This window comes from Burkholderia sp. Leaf177, from assembly GCF_001424345.1.
Lineage (GTDB): Bacteria > Pseudomonadota > Gammaproteobacteria > Burkholderiales > Burkholderiaceae > Caballeronia.
In genome coordinates this window covers 623,529-638,255 of record NZ_LMPF01000001.1, presented here as the reverse complement: position 1 = coordinate 638,255, position 14,727 = coordinate 623,529, and the positions used below count along the sequence as shown (strand labels likewise).

At 59.1% G+C, this 14,727-nt stretch carries 16 protein-coding genes; 3 read left to right on the top strand and 13 right to left on the bottom strand.

From position 1 onward, the window contains the following. Positions 1 to 9: 9 nt before the first annotated feature. From iscX to ASG35_RS02790, 10 genes are all read right to left on the bottom strand, one after another. Positions 10 to 207: a Fe-S cluster assembly protein IscX gene (gene iscX / locus ASG35_RS02835; RefSeq protein WP_056352502.1), complete on the bottom strand. Its 198-nt coding sequence runs from the start codon at positions 205 to 207 to the stop codon at positions 10 to 12. A gap of 34 nt (positions 208 to 241) precedes the next feature. Further along, positions 242 to 583 (bottom strand): ISC system 2Fe-2S type ferredoxin, encoded by a 342-nt coding sequence (fdx, locus tag ASG35_RS02830; protein ID WP_056352500.1) that lies wholly within the window; start codon positions 581 to 583, stop codon positions 242 to 244. Between the two features lie 30 nt (positions 584 to 613). Continuing rightward, positions 614 to 2,479 (bottom strand): Fe-S protein assembly chaperone HscA, encoded by a 1,866-nt coding sequence (hscA, locus tag ASG35_RS02825; protein WP_056352498.1) that lies wholly within the window; start codon positions 2,477 to 2,479, stop codon positions 614 to 616. A gap of 57 nt (positions 2,480 to 2,536) precedes the next feature. Continuing rightward, positions 2,537 to 3,061: a Fe-S protein assembly co-chaperone HscB gene (gene hscB, locus ASG35_RS02820; RefSeq protein ID WP_056352497.1), complete on the bottom strand. Its 525-nt coding sequence runs from the start codon at positions 3,059 to 3,061 to the stop codon at positions 2,537 to 2,539. 84 nt (positions 3,062 to 3,145) lie between these two features. Continuing rightward, positions 3,146 to 3,469 (bottom strand): iron-sulfur cluster assembly protein IscA, encoded by a 324-nt coding sequence (gene iscA / locus ASG35_RS02815; protein WP_047896463.1) that lies wholly within the window; start codon positions 3,467 to 3,469, stop codon positions 3,146 to 3,148. Between the two features lie 124 nt (positions 3,470 to 3,593). Next, positions 3,594 to 4,022 (bottom strand): Fe-S cluster assembly scaffold IscU, encoded by a 429-nt coding sequence (gene iscU, locus ASG35_RS02810; protein ID WP_056352496.1) that lies wholly within the window; start codon positions 4,020 to 4,022, stop codon positions 3,594 to 3,596. Positions 4,023 to 4,079: 57 nt separating this feature from the next. Next, the gene (locus ASG35_RS02805) at positions 4,080 to 5,303 is read right to left on the bottom strand and encodes an IscS subfamily cysteine desulfurase (RefSeq protein WP_056352495.1); all 1,224 of its coding nucleotides are present in this window, start codon (positions 5,301 to 5,303) and stop codon (positions 4,080 to 4,082) included. Between the two features lie 76 nt (positions 5,304 to 5,379). Continuing rightward, a complete protein-coding gene (gene iscR, locus ASG35_RS02800; RefSeq protein ID WP_056352494.1) occupies positions 5,380 to 5,907 on the bottom strand; it encodes a Fe-S cluster assembly transcriptional regulator IscR in 528 nt (175 codons plus the stop codon). Between the two features lie 148 nt (positions 5,908 to 6,055). Then, positions 6,056 to 6,538, bottom strand: coding sequence for a low molecular weight protein-tyrosine-phosphatase (locus ASG35_RS02795; RefSeq protein WP_056352492.1), 483 nt, complete (start codon positions 6,536 to 6,538; stop codon positions 6,056 to 6,058). 142 nt (positions 6,539 to 6,680) lie between these two features. After that, positions 6,681 to 6,905 (bottom strand): hypothetical protein, encoded by a 225-nt coding sequence (locus tag ASG35_RS02790; RefSeq protein WP_056352490.1) that lies wholly within the window; start codon positions 6,903 to 6,905, stop codon positions 6,681 to 6,683. Positions 6,906 to 7,369: 464 nt separating this feature from the next. Here ASG35_RS02790 and ASG35_RS02785 point away from each other — a divergent pair, with 464 nt between their 5' ends. Together ASG35_RS02785 and ASG35_RS02780 are read left to right on the top strand one after the other, a co-directional pair. Further along, positions 7,370 to 7,747, top strand: coding sequence for a hypothetical protein (locus tag ASG35_RS02785; RefSeq protein ID WP_056352488.1), 378 nt, complete (start codon positions 7,370 to 7,372; stop codon positions 7,745 to 7,747). A 172-nt stretch (positions 7,748 to 7,919) separates the two neighbouring features. After that, complete coding sequence (locus ASG35_RS02780) at positions 7,920 to 8,717, top strand: IclR family transcriptional regulator (RefSeq protein ID WP_056352486.1); 798 nt, start codon at positions 7,920 to 7,922, stop codon at positions 8,715 to 8,717. 88 nt (positions 8,718 to 8,805) lie between these two features. On the opposite strand, the gene pbpG is transcribed toward ASG35_RS02780, so the two are convergent. Next, complete coding sequence (pbpG, locus tag ASG35_RS02775; protein ID WP_056352484.1) at positions 8,806 to 10,008, bottom strand: D-alanyl-D-alanine endopeptidase; 1,203 nt, start codon at positions 10,006 to 10,008, stop codon at positions 8,806 to 8,808. A gap of 471 nt (positions 10,009 to 10,479) precedes the next feature. Further along, complete coding sequence (locus tag ASG35_RS02770; protein ID WP_056352482.1) at positions 10,480 to 11,445, bottom strand: histone deacetylase family protein; 966 nt, start codon at positions 11,443 to 11,445, stop codon at positions 10,480 to 10,482. A gap of 315 nt (positions 11,446 to 11,760) precedes the next feature. Between ASG35_RS02770 and ASG35_RS02765 the strand changes: the two genes are divergently transcribed. Further along, on the top strand, positions 11,761 to 12,336 hold the full coding sequence (locus ASG35_RS02765; protein WP_056352480.1) for a phasin family protein: 576 nt from the start codon (positions 11,761 to 11,763) through the stop codon (positions 12,334 to 12,336). Positions 12,337 to 12,499: 163 nt separating this feature from the next. Here the strand turns inward: ASG35_RS02765 and lpdA are convergent, their stop codons facing one another. Further along, positions 12,500 to 14,617 (bottom strand): dihydrolipoyl dehydrogenase, encoded by a 2,118-nt coding sequence (lpdA, locus tag ASG35_RS02760; RefSeq protein WP_082508193.1) that lies wholly within the window; start codon positions 14,615 to 14,617, stop codon positions 12,500 to 12,502. Positions 14,618 to 14,727 lie beyond the last annotated feature (110 nt).

Genomic DNA, 14,727 nt, shown 5'->3' with positions numbered 1-14,727 from the left:
GACCAGTGATCAGTAATCCGCGTCCTCGATCCACGCCGCCTGGATCGCTTCGAGAATCCGTTCGTTGGATTGCTCGGGATCGTCGTCGAAACCGGCAAGCTCCGTCACCCATCGATGCAAATCCGTAAATCGGACGAACTGCGGATCGACGTTCTGATGCGCGTCGGTCAGTGCCATCGCGATGTCCTGCGTGTCTGTCCACTTCATGGCAAGCGCTCCTGTCTCAAGGTCCCTGATAGTTTCAGTGATTCTCTTTAGCGTGATTGATGGTGTAGCGCGGGATCTCGACCACGAGATCCTCGTTGGCGGGGGCCATCGCCTGACATGATAACCGCGACGTGGGTTCGAGTCCCCAGGCCTTGTCGAGCAAATCGTCCTCGTCTTCTTCTGAAGGCACGAGCGCGTTGAACCCTTCGCGAATGATCACGTGGCATGTCGTGCAGGCGCACGACTTCTCGCACGCGTGCTCGATCTCGATGCCGTTATCCAGCAAGTTGTCACAAATACTCTTCGATGTATCCGCGTCGATCACCGCGCCATCCGGGCACAACTCGACGTGGGGCAACACTACGATCTGGGGCATGACTTCTTTCCGTTCTATATCAGTGTGGGCTCAGACTTCGTCGAGCCTGCGGCCGGCGAGTGCGCGGCGAATGCTTTTGTTCATGCGGCGGGCGGCGAATTCATCGGTCGCTGCAGCCAGTTCCTTGGTCGCCGCTTCGATGGCGTCGACGCTGTCACCGGTCGTGACCGTCGCAAGCTGGCCGATCAAGGTTTCGATGTTCAGGCGCTCTGCGTCGTCCAGCAATTCGCTGTCCGCGCTCAACGCCGCCTGCGATGCCTCGACGAGACGCTGTGCATCGACTTGCGCTTCGCGCAGCGCACGGGCGCGCATATCGACTTCGGCGGTGGTGAAACTTTCTTCCAGCATGCGGGCGACGTCGTCGTCGGCGAGTCCGTAGGACGGCTTCACCACTACCGACGCCTCCACGCCCGACAACTGCTCGCGTGCAAATACGGATAACAAGCCATCCGCGTCCACCTGGTACGTCACGCGAATGCGCGCGGCGCCGGCGGCCATCGGCGGAATGCCGCGCAATTCGAAACGCGCGAGCGACCGGCAATCGGACACGAGCTCACGCTCGCCTTGCACCACGTGAATGGCCATCGCGGTCTGGCCGTCTTTGAAGGTCGTGAAATCCTGTGCGCGTGCGACCGGAATGGTCGAATTGCGCGGGATGATCTTTTCCGTCAAGCCACCCATTGTTTCGACGCCAAGCGACAGCGGAATGACATCCAGCAACAGCCAGTCGTCGCCCTCGGCGCTCCGGTTGCCCGCGAGCATGTCGGCCTGGATCGCGGCGCCGAGCGCCACGACCTGATCGGGATCGAGATTGGTCAAAGGCGGCTGGCCAAAATATTCTTCGACCGCGCGGCAAATCACCGGCATGCGCGTCGCGCCGCCGACCATGACCACGCCTTTGATCTCGGACGCGGAGACTTTTGCATCGCGCAACGCCTTGCGTGTCGGCGTCAGCGTGCGAGCGACGAGCGCCTCGGTCAGCGCTGCAAAGTCGTGCTCCGTAATTTCGAGGTCGATCTTCCGGCCATCGGATAACGTGGCTTGAACGCGCGCTTCCGGCGCGTCCGACAACATTTCCTTGGCCGCGCGCACGTGGTCGAGCAGCAAACGCACGTCTTCGGGCGTTGCGGGTTCCACCCTGGTTTTTGCCAGCACGTGCCGATACACCACGGCATCGAAATCATCGCCGCCCAGCGCGGAATCGCCGCCGGCCGCGAGCACTTCGAAGACGCCCTTGGTGAGCTTGAGAATCGAAAGATCGAAGGTTCCGCCGCCCAGGTCGTACACGGCGTACAAACCTTCCGATGCATTGTCCAGCCCGTAAGCGATCGCGGCGGCGGTCGGTTCGTTCAGCAAGCGCAACACGTTCAGGCCGGCGAGTTTTGCGGCGTCTTTGGTGGCCTGGCGCTGGGCTTCATCGAAATACGCCGGAACCGTGATCACCGCGCCGACCAGGTCGTCGCCGAGCGAATCTTCCGCGCGATATCGCAACGTAGCCAGAATTTCCGCCGATACTTCCACCGGGCTTTTCACGCCGTCGATGGTACGAATCTGCACCATGCCGGGTGCATCGACGAAATCGTAAGGCGCGTTCTCCGCGCCTTCCACTTCGCTTTTGCCGCGGCCCATGAAGCGTTTCACCGAGACAATCGTGTTGCGCGGATCGAGTGCCGCTTCTTCCTTCGCGATCCGGCCGATACGCCGCCCGCCCTTCTCCAGATACCGGACCACCGAGGGCAACAGGTAATGACCGTCTTCGTCAGGCAGCACTTCGGCCACGCTGTTGCGCATGGCGGCCACGAGCGAATTGGTCGTACCGAGATCGATACCCACGGCTATGCGCCGCTGATGCGGCGCCGGAGCCATGCCGGGTTCTGAAATTTGCAGTAAAGCCATTGTTGATCTATTGGGGTTGGTTCGTCTGGTTTGAATACAGCGCCGGGCGCGTCTCGCTCAGTCGAGCTTTTCGATCTGGTTGCCGATCTCGCTCGCCACACGCTCGATGAACATCAGCTGACGAACGGCTTCGCTTGCAGCCTGATCGGCGTGACTGTCGATCAACGCCGCGAGTTTCTCGAAGCGCATGCGTTCCTGGTCGCGCAGTTCGCCGAGCAGCGCTTCGAGCGCCGCCACGTTCTTTGCCGCCGCCGCGTCTTCAATATTCTCGCGCCATTCCATTTGCTGCATCAGGAACGCGGGTTCCATCGCCGTGTTGTTCTCGGCGTCGGCATGCACGCCGCGTAGCGAAAGCATGTAGGTCGCCCGTTTGAGCGGATCGCGCAGCGTCTGGTACGCCTCGTTCGCGCGCGTGGCCCACTGCATTGCAACGCGCTTTTGCGCGTCGCCCGCGGCCGCAAAACGGTCGGGATGGACCTGCGCCTGCACCGTCCGGTACGCTTCATCGAGCTTTGTTGAATCGATGGCGTAAGTCGGCGGGAGATCGAACAGGTCGAAATGACTGTCGTTGAGCGTGGCCATGGGAGCAGAATTAAATAGACTAAAAAGCAGTAACGCTAAAGAAAAAGGCGGCACGCGCCGCCTCTTTGCTGTTCTTCCGGGATGCTAGACGCGAAACGATTCGCCGCAGCCGCACTCGTCTTTCACGTTCGGGTTGTTGAACTTGAAGCCTTCGTTCAGCCCTTCGCGCGCAAAGTCCAGCTCGGTTCCATCGATATAAGCCAGGCTCTTCGGATCGACAATGATCTTCACGCCCGCCGACTCGAACACCTGATCTTCCGGCGCGAGTTCATCCACGTACTCGAGCTTGTAAGCCAGTCCCGAGCAGCCGGTCGTGCGCACGCCGAGACGCAGCCCGACGCCCTTGCCGCGTCGAACCAGATACTTTTGCACGTGCTGTGCTGCCTTGTCCGTCAACGTGATTGCCATAGTCTCTCATCAGCAGTTGCTTGAATCCGGATGGATGCTCCCGGTCGCATGCTGCAGCCTTGCCTTGAATCGAAAACCAGAGCGCCCCGTGAATCTCGCGATATCAGGCGCCCTCCCTGGAAACTCAAGCCGCGTGTTGCTTCGCTTCAACAGAAACAGCTTCAGAAGCGCCCGCGCCATGACGTTGCTTGTAATCGGCAACAGCAGCTTTGATCGCGTCTTCAGCCAGGATCGAACAGTGGATCTTCACCGGCGGCAACGCGAGTTCTTCGGCAATATGCGTGTTCTTGATGGTCAGCGCCTGATCCAGCGTCTTGCCCTTGACCCACTCGGTCACGAGCGAGCTCGAAGCAATCGCCGACCCGCATCCGTACGTCTTGAACTTCGCATCTTCGATGACACCGTCCGCGCCCACGCGGATCTGCAGCTTCATGACGTCGCCGCAAGCCGGCGCGCCGACCATGCCGGTGCCGACCGTGTCGTCGTCCTTGCCGAACGAGCCGACGTTGCGCGGGTTTTCGTAGTGGTCCAGAACCTTGTCGCTATAAGCCATGATTCAAACTCCTTGAATTCGTATGCGTGTGCGTTCAACCGGGGCGCAAAGTGCTGCTTAGTGCGCGGCCCACTGGATCGACGAAATGTCGATGCCGTCCTTATGCATTTCCCAAAGCGGCGACAGGTCGCGCAGCTTTTGAATCTTGCCCTTCAACAAATTGATCACGTAATCCACATCCTGCTCGGTCGTGAAGCGGCCAACCGTGAAGCGGATCGAGCTATGCGCGAGTTCGTCGTTGCGGCCCAATGCGCGCAGCACGTACGACGGTTCCAGCGAAGCCGACGTACAAGCCGAACCCGACGACACCGCCACGTCCTTCACCGCCATGATCAGCGACTCGCCCTCGACGAAGTTGAAGCTGATGTTGAGGTTATGCGGCACACGGGTCGCCATGTCGCCGTTCACATAAACCTCTTCCATCTCCGACAAACCCTTCAGCAGACGATCGCGCAACATACGCACGCGCTCGTTTTCGGTTGCCATTTCTTCACGCGCGATGCGGAACGCCTCGCCCATGCCGACAATCTGGTGCGTCGCCAGCGTGCCCGAACGCATGCCGCGCTCGTGACCGCCGCCGTGCATCTGCGCTTCGATACGAATCCGCGGCTTGCGACGCACGAAAAGCGCGCCGATGCCCTTCGGACCATACGTCTTGTGCGCCGAGAACGACATCAGGTCGACCTTCAGCTTCTGCAAATCGATTTCGATCTTGCCGGTGGCTTGCGCGGCATCGACGTGAAGCACGATGCCCTTCGCACGCGTGATCTCGCCGATAGCAGCGATATCCTGGATCACGCCGATCTCGTTGTTCACGTTCATCACCGAAACGAGGATGGTGTCCGGCCGAATCGCTGCCTGGAACACGTCCAGGTCGAGCAAACCGTCGTCCTTCACATCCAGGTATGTGACGTCGAAACCTTCGCGCTCGAGCTCGCGGCAGGTATCGAGCACGGCCTTGTGCTCGGTTTTCACCGTGATGATGTGTTTGCCCTTGCTCTTGTAGAAATGCGCGGCGCCCTTGATTGCAAGGTTGTCCGATTCCGTTGCGCCCGACGTCCAGATGATCTCGCGCGGATCGCAGTTGACCAGCTTTGCCACGTTCTCGCGCGCTTCTTCGACCGCCCGTTCCGCGTCCCAGCCGTACTGATGGCTACGCGATGCCGGGTTGCCGAACTGCTCGCGCAAGTACGGAATCATCTTGTCCACCACGCGCGGATCGACGGGAGTCGTTGCGCTGTAGTCCATGTAAATGGGCAGGTGGGGAATGTCGTTGTTCATCAGTTGCTCCGGGATTTGACTCAATTGGCTTTTCAGGCGAGACAGCCGCGTCGATTTAACAGATGCGCGGCAACCGTCAGCCAGCCAGGTTGAAAACGGAATTCGGTCCTTTGGGCGCCACGCGGGCTGGCTCCACGCCCGCCGTGTCGGCACGGCGATCGCGCAATACCGCCGGCGATCCATCGCGCGCACGCTGCTGGTCGACGAGATCTTTCAGCGAGACAGAATCGAGATACTCGACCATCTTCTGATTGAGCGTGGACCAGAGTTCGTGGGTCATGCAGTGGCCGTCGTGCTGCTTGGTGCCTTCGCACGCGCCCTTGCCGCCGCATTGAGTCGCGTCGATAGGCTCGTCCACCGCGATGATGATGTCCGCAACCGTGACGTTTTCAGCACGGCGCGCGAGATTGTATCCGCCGCCCGGGCCGCGCACCGACTCCACGATTTCGTGGCGGCGCAGCTTGCCGAACAACTGTTCAAGGTAAGAGAGCGAAATGTGCTGGCGCTGGCTGATTCCGGCCAACGTCACCGGGCCCTGCTCCTGGCGCAATGCCAGGTCGATCATCGCCGTGACGGCGAAACGGCCTTTCGTGGTGAGTCTCATATTTGTACGCTACCGGGGGCTGCTGCTAATACTGGATGATTTTGGTCAAGTATAAATAGCCTACGGATTTAGTCAAGTATCTCAGGCTTAATTAATAGGAATTCTCTGAGACATTTCGTGCGTTGAAACAAGGTTGCGCCTTTCTGTGTCAAGACACCAGCTGCGTGCGCAGCGCCTTTAGCAACCCTTCGCAGGCGTCTTCGCACTGGTCGAGCACGCGCTCGAAACCTTCGTCGCCGCCGAAGTAAGGATCGGCTACTACGCGGCTGTCGTCGCGCGTGGCGAACTCCATCAGCAACCGGATCTTGTCCTGATATTCCGGCGGACAGATGCGCGCAAGCGCAGCCGCGTTTGCATCGTCCATTGCTATCAGCAGATCGAACCGTGCAAAATCTTCTTCCGCCACCTGCCGGCCACGCAGCACCGACATGTCGTAGCCGCGCGCTTTTGCTGCGCGCTGAGCGCGTTCATCGGGCGGCTGGCCGATATGCCAATCGCCAGTTCCCGCCGAATCCACGACAATCCGGTCCGCAAGTTTCGCCTTGCTCACCTGATGCAGCATCACCGCTTCGGCGCTGGGCGAACGGCAGATGTTGCCAAGGCAGACAAAGCAAATGGCGATAGTGTTCATCGGGTTCCGGAGGTTTTTAGCCTGAAGCGTCGATCACGCCTCATTCGCCGTCTTGAAACCCGTCCCGGAGTTACTTAGGCGAGCGTTCACAATCGGTCCCGAATTATACAAAGGACACTGTTTGTTCGCCCGATCGACACGCTCAGAACGGCTGCGACACCGCGGCCGACGGCGAATTTGCCGGTACGGAATTATCCGAATCCACGAGGCCCAAAGAGATAGCACGTGCGAACTCAGCGCTGACGGTTGCCGCGCTCTGTGGATGCGCCGTGGCACCCGCCATTGGATGCGTGGCATGGCAATAGCCCGCGAGAACCAGCGGTACAAGCATGGCGACAGGCCAATAGGTCGATATTGTCTTTTTCATTTGTAACCCTTTCTTGTGTCCCGTGGGCTGACGGGCCCACTGCAGGACACACCGATTTTAAGGGTTAGTCCTAGTCCGATAAAGGCGTTTGACCACAAAGCATTGTTGCAATTGTGTCAACAGCGTATGGCCGCCTGGCGTTGTATTGCGGTGGAACGCCCGCGGCAAAGGGTCAGCAGCAGTCAGGCGCGCATTACCAACGAGATAAAACTTTACAAACTTCTTGCGACATCCTGTCGTCAATGCTGTCAGATACGGTAATCAATCACCGTTTGCAATACACCCTATGAAACTCGCAGCTGCAGGCCTTATCCTCGTTTCGTCCGCGCTTGTCGCGGGATGCGCCGTCTACCCCGACGGTTCACCTGCTTATGCGACAGGCGGTTATTCGTCTTATCCCGCGTATCCGGGCGGTTACGACCCCGGCTATTACGGCGCGCCGGTCGTTCAGTCCGGAGTCGTGATTGGTGGAGGATATTACGGTGGCGGTCCGGGACCGCGTTATTGGGACGATGGCCCTGGATATCGCCGTCCGCCTCCAGGAGGATGGGATCGCGGCGGCGACCGAGGGGATCGCGGAGGAAACCGCGGTGGAGATCGTGGTGGAGATCGTGGTGGCGACAGAGGCGATCGCGGCGGCCACGGCGGTCAGCAGGCAGGCGGCGGCCCGCAAGGTGGCGGTCGTCCGCCACAACAGGCCGGCGGCGGTCCGGGCGCGCAGCCTCAACCGCAGCAACAGCAGGCGCGTACGCCATACGTCGGTCGGTCCAACTGGAACAAACCATCGCCAGTCCAAGGGCCGCAGGGCTCCGAAAGGAACCACTAAGTCTCACACCTTTTAAGCTTGACGAAGCCGTCCCCGATCAATCGATCCGGGACGGTTTTTTTTATCGCCGATCGGAACGCTCAACCACTGAAAATGCAGTCGCGATCATCTCCGGCCGTCTTTCGCACTTTTCACAATACGAGATACAATCAAGATTCCGCTGTTTGACGTATCAACTGATTTTCCCCATGAGCGATACAGACCCGGAATCCCGAACGTCCATACAGGTGATCGAGCGCATGATGCGCCTGCTCGACGCGCTCGCCTCGCACACCGATCCCGTCAGTCTCAAAGAACTTTCGCAGAGCACGTCGCTGCATCCTTCGACCGCGCATCGGATCCTGAACGATATGGTGACGTGCCGTCTGGTCGACCGTTCCGATCCAGGCACGTACCGGCTCGGCATGCGTCTGCTCGAACTCGGAAATCTGGTGAAAGCGCGGCTTTCCGTGCGCGAAGCCGCCATGCCGCCAATGCGCGAGTTGCATCGCGAGACTGGGCAAACGGTCAATCTGTCGGTGCGTCAAGGCGATGAAATCGTCTATATAGAACGCGCGTATTCGGAACGCTCGGGCATGCAGGTGGTGCGGGCTATTGGCGGACGTGCTCCATTGCATCTGACATCGGTGGGAAAGCTTTTTCTCGCCGCCGATGAATCCGCTCGGGTCCGCGCCTACGCCACGCGCACCGGCCTTTCGGGCCACACTCAAAACAGCATTACGGATCTCGCCAAGCTCGAGCGCGAGTTGTCGTTCGTACGCAGCCAGGCATGCGCACGCGACAACGAGGAACTTGAGCTCGGCGTGCGTTGCATCGCGGCAGGAATTTACGACGATACCGGCCGGCTGGTCGCGGGTTTGTCGCTTTCTGCGCCGGCCGACCGCCTCCAGGACTCGTGGCTGAACCAGCTTAGTGGGACGGCGCTCGAAATTTCACGATCGCTGGGTTATCGGCCAGAACCGAGCGCGGATTCGCAGCAACGCTAAGCTCGGCTTTTTGCGGCACATAAAACTTGAAAGCCGGTTTTATCTCTCGATAAAATCGGCTTTTTACGCTCGCAGATTCAAACGCGGATCAGGTGCCGCCACCGCCGGCATCGGCGCTCGTGATGTGCGGCTCGCCAGCGGTTTCGAGGAAACCGCGCAGACGGCCGGCATCGGCGAAACGTGAATATTTGCCCGACGAGTCAAGCAGGATAATGACGACAGGACGTCCATTGATGGTCGTCTGCATCACGAGGCACTCGCCTGCTTCATTGATGAAGCCGGTTTTCTGCAGGCCGATTTCCCAACTCGGATTACGGATCAACGCATTCGTGCTGTTATAAGCCAGATTGCGCTTGCCGGTAAACACGTCGTAGCTGCGATCGGTCGAGAACTTCCGGATCAACGGATATTGATAGGCCGCATTGACCATCTTCACGAGATCACGCGCGCTCGACACGTTCTGGCTCGTCAATCCGGTCGAGTTTTCGAAGTGCGTGTCGGTCATGCCGAGCATCTTCGCTTTCGCGTTCATCGCAGCAATAAAACCAGGCCGGCCATTCGGGTAATAGCGCGACAAAGCGGCAGCGGCGCGATTCTCCGATGCCATCAGCGCGATATGCAGCATGTCTTCGCGGTTCAGTTCGGAACCAACGGAAAGGCGCGAGCCGGTGTACTTCTCGTAATCGCGGTCTTCGTCGGTGACACTGATTTCTTCGGTCAGCGGCGCTTTGGAATCCAGCACGACCATGGCTGTCATCAGCTTCGTGATCGACGCAATGGGCACCACAGCGCGCGAGTTTTTATCGAAGAGCGTTTCCGACGTGTTCTGGTCGACCACGTAAGCCACGCTCGAACGCAGCGCGAGGCTGTCCGGCGTTTCGTGCAAGCCGAACGCCTGACCCACGGTCGGCGGACGCGGCTGATACGCAACCGAGCGCACGGCGGAACGGCGGCCATGCGCATCCATCCGATAACTCACCCGATGCGCGCGCTTGCCACGCGCCGCGGGCGCGGCTTCGTCGTCAGCAGCGGCAGCGGCAGCGACTTTCGCCGTCTTCGCACCCTTGGGCGCGCGCGTGGCGACTTTGGCCGGCTTTGCGGATTTCGCTTGCGGCGCGACAACGGGTTTTGCGGATTTCTTGGCAGACTTCGAGGTTGGGGTCTTGGCTAAGGCGTCGACCGGTGCGGCCGCGAAAGACGTCGCGAGCGCCACCGACACGGCAATCGACAGCGCAGTGCGGACTGCAACGCCGTGGATCACCCTGAGCGACGAAAACATTTCGGTTTTCATTAGTGTTCTGTTCTGGACCGGCGGGAGAGTGTCGCCAGTGTAGTAAAGCTTCGAAAAATTAGCAATATTAAGCACTTATCGGCAGTACTTAAACTGGATTGTAAGAGACGAACCGGAAGAGCTAGTACGTTCTAGGGCGTAATCGTAAAAAAACATGGCAATCGGCACAATCGTTTTGATCGATACACGCAATTACCAAAAGCTGGCTATCAGCAAACTAACGGCAATAGTTAGTGAAACTTGAGACACTTTTTAAGGCAGCCTTGGAAAGATCCGCTCGATACTTCGCGGCCTGCTCGAAGGCGAAAAATTCTCACATAGCACGAGTTCAACTACAGATGTGTCCGGCTGGGTACAACAGTTCGACCGGCATTTCGACCAGACCCGTTAGTTTTTGTTCATACAAAATTTCACGAAGTCGGGCCGGTTTCGAATGTTAACGTTTGTTTAACGTATTTAATGTACTGCGTTTCAAACCTTTTCAAATGAACGGTCATGACCGGTAAGCCCGGCACGCTGTGCGCGGGCCAAACCTGCCGCGACCGATGCAAGCTGGATGGTTTGGAGATGGATATCGACGGTGATGTCGATGTCGCGGCCGTAGCCTCCTGCCATGGCGACCGCAACCGGCAAGCCGCGATCGCGCGCCGCCGCAAATACCAGCGAATCGCGGCGCGCGAGTCCATCGACGGACAACGCCAGGCGGCCTAGCCGATCGCCAGTGTGCGGATCGGCGCCGGCGAGATAGATCAGCATCGCTGGCTCGATGCGTTCGAACATCGTTGCCAATGCGCTTGTGAGCGCGTCCATGTAAGTGTCGTCGTCGCAGCCGTCGGGCAGCGCGACATCCAGACTGCTGGTTTCTTTCCTGAACGGATAGTTGGATTCACCGTGCATCGACAGCGTGAACACGCTCGGATCGTCGTGGAAAATCGCCGCCGTGCCGTTCCCCTGATGAACATCCAGATCGATGATCGCAACTTGCCACGCGCCTTCGCCCCGCTCTCGCGCATCGGCCTGCATCACGCGCGCGGCAACGGCCGCGTCGTTGAAAACGCAAAAACCCGCGCCATGCGACGCGTACGAATGATGCGTCCCGCCTGCGAGATTCACGGCAAATCCATCCCGCCGCGCAGCGCGGCAAGCAGCGACCGTGGCGCCCACCGAACGCCGCGCGCGCTCGACCATCTCGGGCGACCAGGGAAAACCGATCTCCCGCTGAGCCGCGTCGTTGAGCGAACCGGTCGCAACCTGCGCCACATAATCGGCTGAATGAACTCTTTGCAGATCCGAATCGGACGCGATTGGCGCCTCTTCCAGTTCGACATCCGGCAATTCGGCTTGGACACGCTCACGCAATATCCGATATTTCCGCATGGGAAAGCGATGCCCCGCCGGCAATGGAAGTACGAAGCGATCGCTGTAAAAAGCCTTCATTGAAACAAAATTCCAATTTATTGAGACGTGATCCTAGCATCTGAATCGTTTGCGCCTATTGCCCCAAACTAGTGCGAACGATCGCGAAATATGGTTCCAGATACGGCACTCGAATCACGTAAGCCATTGTTTAATATGATTTCGTCGGATGTTGCGACGCACAAAAAGAAACTTGACATCTTTCGGAATATGCCTAAAATGGGTTCCATGTTGCGACGCACCAATAGCTGATCGCCTCATACGGCACCGGAACTTCCGTTGCCGCCAAAAACCCACGACCCGCGCTGATGATGGGTCGACTTTCAGGAGCGTGACATGACCCTTTTGACCCCGGAACAAATCGCCGCCGCCAACAAAGCTCAGTTCGACACCCTGTTTGGCCTGACGAACAAGGCTTTCGAAGGCATGGAAAAATTGCTTGAGCTGAACTTGCAAGTCGTGAAGTCGACGCTGGCTGAAAGCCAGGAAAACACGCAACGCGTGTTGTCGGTGAAGGACGCGCAAGAACTGCTCGCACTCCAGGCCAGCCTGGCTCAGCCGGTTGCTGAAAAGGCGCTGTCGTATGGCCGCCATCTGTATGAAATCGCATCGTCCACGCAAGCTGAATTCGCACGCGTCGCCGAAGCTCAGTACGAAGACCAGAACCGCAAGGTGCAAGCACTCGTCGACAACGTCGCGAAGAACGCACCGGCAGGTTCGGAAACGGCTGTCGCCGTGATGAAGTCGGCCATCACCGCCGCCAACACCACGTACGAAACCATTCACAAGGCAAGCAAGCAAGCGGTTGAAATCGCTGAAAGCAACTTCAACGCAGCCGCTACGGCCGCTACGAAGGCTGCATCGCAAGCGACCGCTCAAGCTTCGCGCGCTGCTGTAAAGAAGACTGCCTAAGCGACGTTCTTCAAATCTGCGCAGGATTATTCCGCGCGATTGATTGAGAGCTGAGTAGATGCAAAAAGCCGTTCCAACTCACGTTGGAACGGCTTTTTTACGTACTAAAAAAGCGGTGCGTTCTTCGCAGAACGCGCCGCTTTCAATGCTCAGCCGCGAGATCTTACTTCTTGCGCTGCGGCGGCAGATCCGTACACACGCCTTCATACAACTCGGCGGCCATGCCGATCGATTCACCGAGGGTCGGGTGCGGATGAATCGTCTTGCCGATATCCTCCGCGTCCGCACCCATCTCGATCGCCAGGCACACTTCGCTGATCAGGTCGCCCGCGCTCGTGCCCACGATCCCGCCGCCGATGATCCGGTGCGTTTCTTCGTCGAAGATAAGCTTGGTGAAACCTTCGTCGCGGCCATTGGCAATCGCGCGGCCCGACGCTGCCCACGGGAACACCGCCTTGCCGTACTTGATGCCTTCGGCCTTGCACTGGTCTTCCGTCTTGCCGGCCCACGCCACTTCGGGATCGGTGTAGGCAACGGACGGGATCTGCAATGCGTCGAAATACGCCTTTTCGCCATGCGCCGCTTCGGCTGCAACGTGACCTTCGTGCACGGCCTTGTGCGCGAGCATCGGCTGGCCGACCAGGTCGCCGATCGCAAAAATGTGCTCGACGTTCGTGCGCAATTGTTTGTCGACGTTGATAAATCCGCGATCCGTCACCGCCACGCCGGCCTTGTCCGCGCCGATCTTGCCGCCGTTCGGGCTGCGGCCGACCGCCACGAGCACGAGGTCGTAGCGTTGTGCATCGGCGGGCGCTTTTTCGCCTTCGAAGCTTACGTAGATGCCGTCTTCCCTGGCTTCCGCCTTGGTTGTCTTCGTCTTGAGCATGACGTTGGCAAAGCGCTTGGCGTTGAACTTCTCCCAGACCTTCACGAGATCGCGATCCGCGCCGGCCATCAGGCCATCGAGCATTTCGACTACATCGATCTGCGCGCCCAGCGCCGCATACACCGTCGCCATTTCCAGGCCGATAATGCCGCCGCCGATTACGAGCATGCGCTTCGGGATCTGGCGCAATTCGAGCGCGCCGGTCGAGTCGACCACACGCGGATCTTCCGGCATGAACGGCAACTTCACGGCTTGCGAACCCGCCGCGATGATCGCCTTCTTGAATTGCACGACCTTCTTGCCGCCCTCGCCTTCGATCTCCATATGGTTCGGGCCGACGAACTTGCCCACACCCGTCACCACTTGCACCTTGCGCGCCTTCGCCATGCCGGCAAGACCGCCGGTCAGTTTCTTGACGACGCCCGACTTGAAGTCGCGCAATTTGTCGAGATCGATGGTCGGCTCGCCGAACGAAATGCCGTGGTGCGCGAGCGCCTTGGCTTCTTCGGTGATCGATGCAGCGTGAAGCAAGGCCTTCGACGGAATGCAGCCGACGTTCAGGCAAACGCCGCCAAGCGTTGCATAGCGTTCGACGATGACCGTATTCATGCCAAGGTCGGCCGCGCGGAACGCGGCCGAGTATCCGCCCGGGCCGGCGCCGAGCACGAGCATGTCGCATTCGATATCGGCGGAACCTGAGAACGATGCAGCCTTCGGCGCGGGTGCGGCAGTGGCTTTTTCGGCCGGCTGCGGCGCGGCCGTCTTCGGCTTTTCTTCGACCTGGCTCACGCCGCCGCCCTGGCCTTCGAGCGTCAGGATCAGCGAACCTTCCGAAACGTTATCGCCGATCTTGACCTTCACTTCCTTGACCGTGCCCGCTGCTGGCGACGGCACGTCCATGGTGGCTTTATCGGATTCGAGCGTGACGAGCGATTGCTCTTTCTCGACTGTATCGCCGGCCTTCACGTGAATTTCGATGACCGGGATATCCGTGAAATCGCCGATGTCCGGCACCTTCACGTCCTGCGATCCGCCGCCCGCGGGTTTTTGTTCAGCAGGCTTGGAAGCCGCCGCTTCTTTCGGCGCGGCTGCTGAAGCTTCGGCTTTGGCTTCTGCCAAAGCAGCGGGTTTTTCCGCTGGCTTTTCGCTGCCTGCGTCGGCGGTTTCCACGGTCGCGATCACCGTGCCTTGCGAGACTTTATCGCCGGCTTTGACTTTGACTTCCTTGACCGTGCCAACGAGATCGCTGGGCACTTCAATGGAAGCTTTGTCGGATTCGAGAGTCAGGACGCCCTGTTCTTTTTCGATGGTGTCGCCGGCTTTGATATTGACTTCGATGACGTCGACGTCTTTGAAATCGCCGATATCGGGTACTTTAAGTTCGGTGAGACTCATGTTGTCCCCTAAATGAGAAGCCGGCAGAACCTGCGAAAGCGATCGGTTCTGCCGTCGGCAGACTTGTCTGTCTTTACCTTGATGCAGTGCTAGGCAAGTGCAATGAGAAG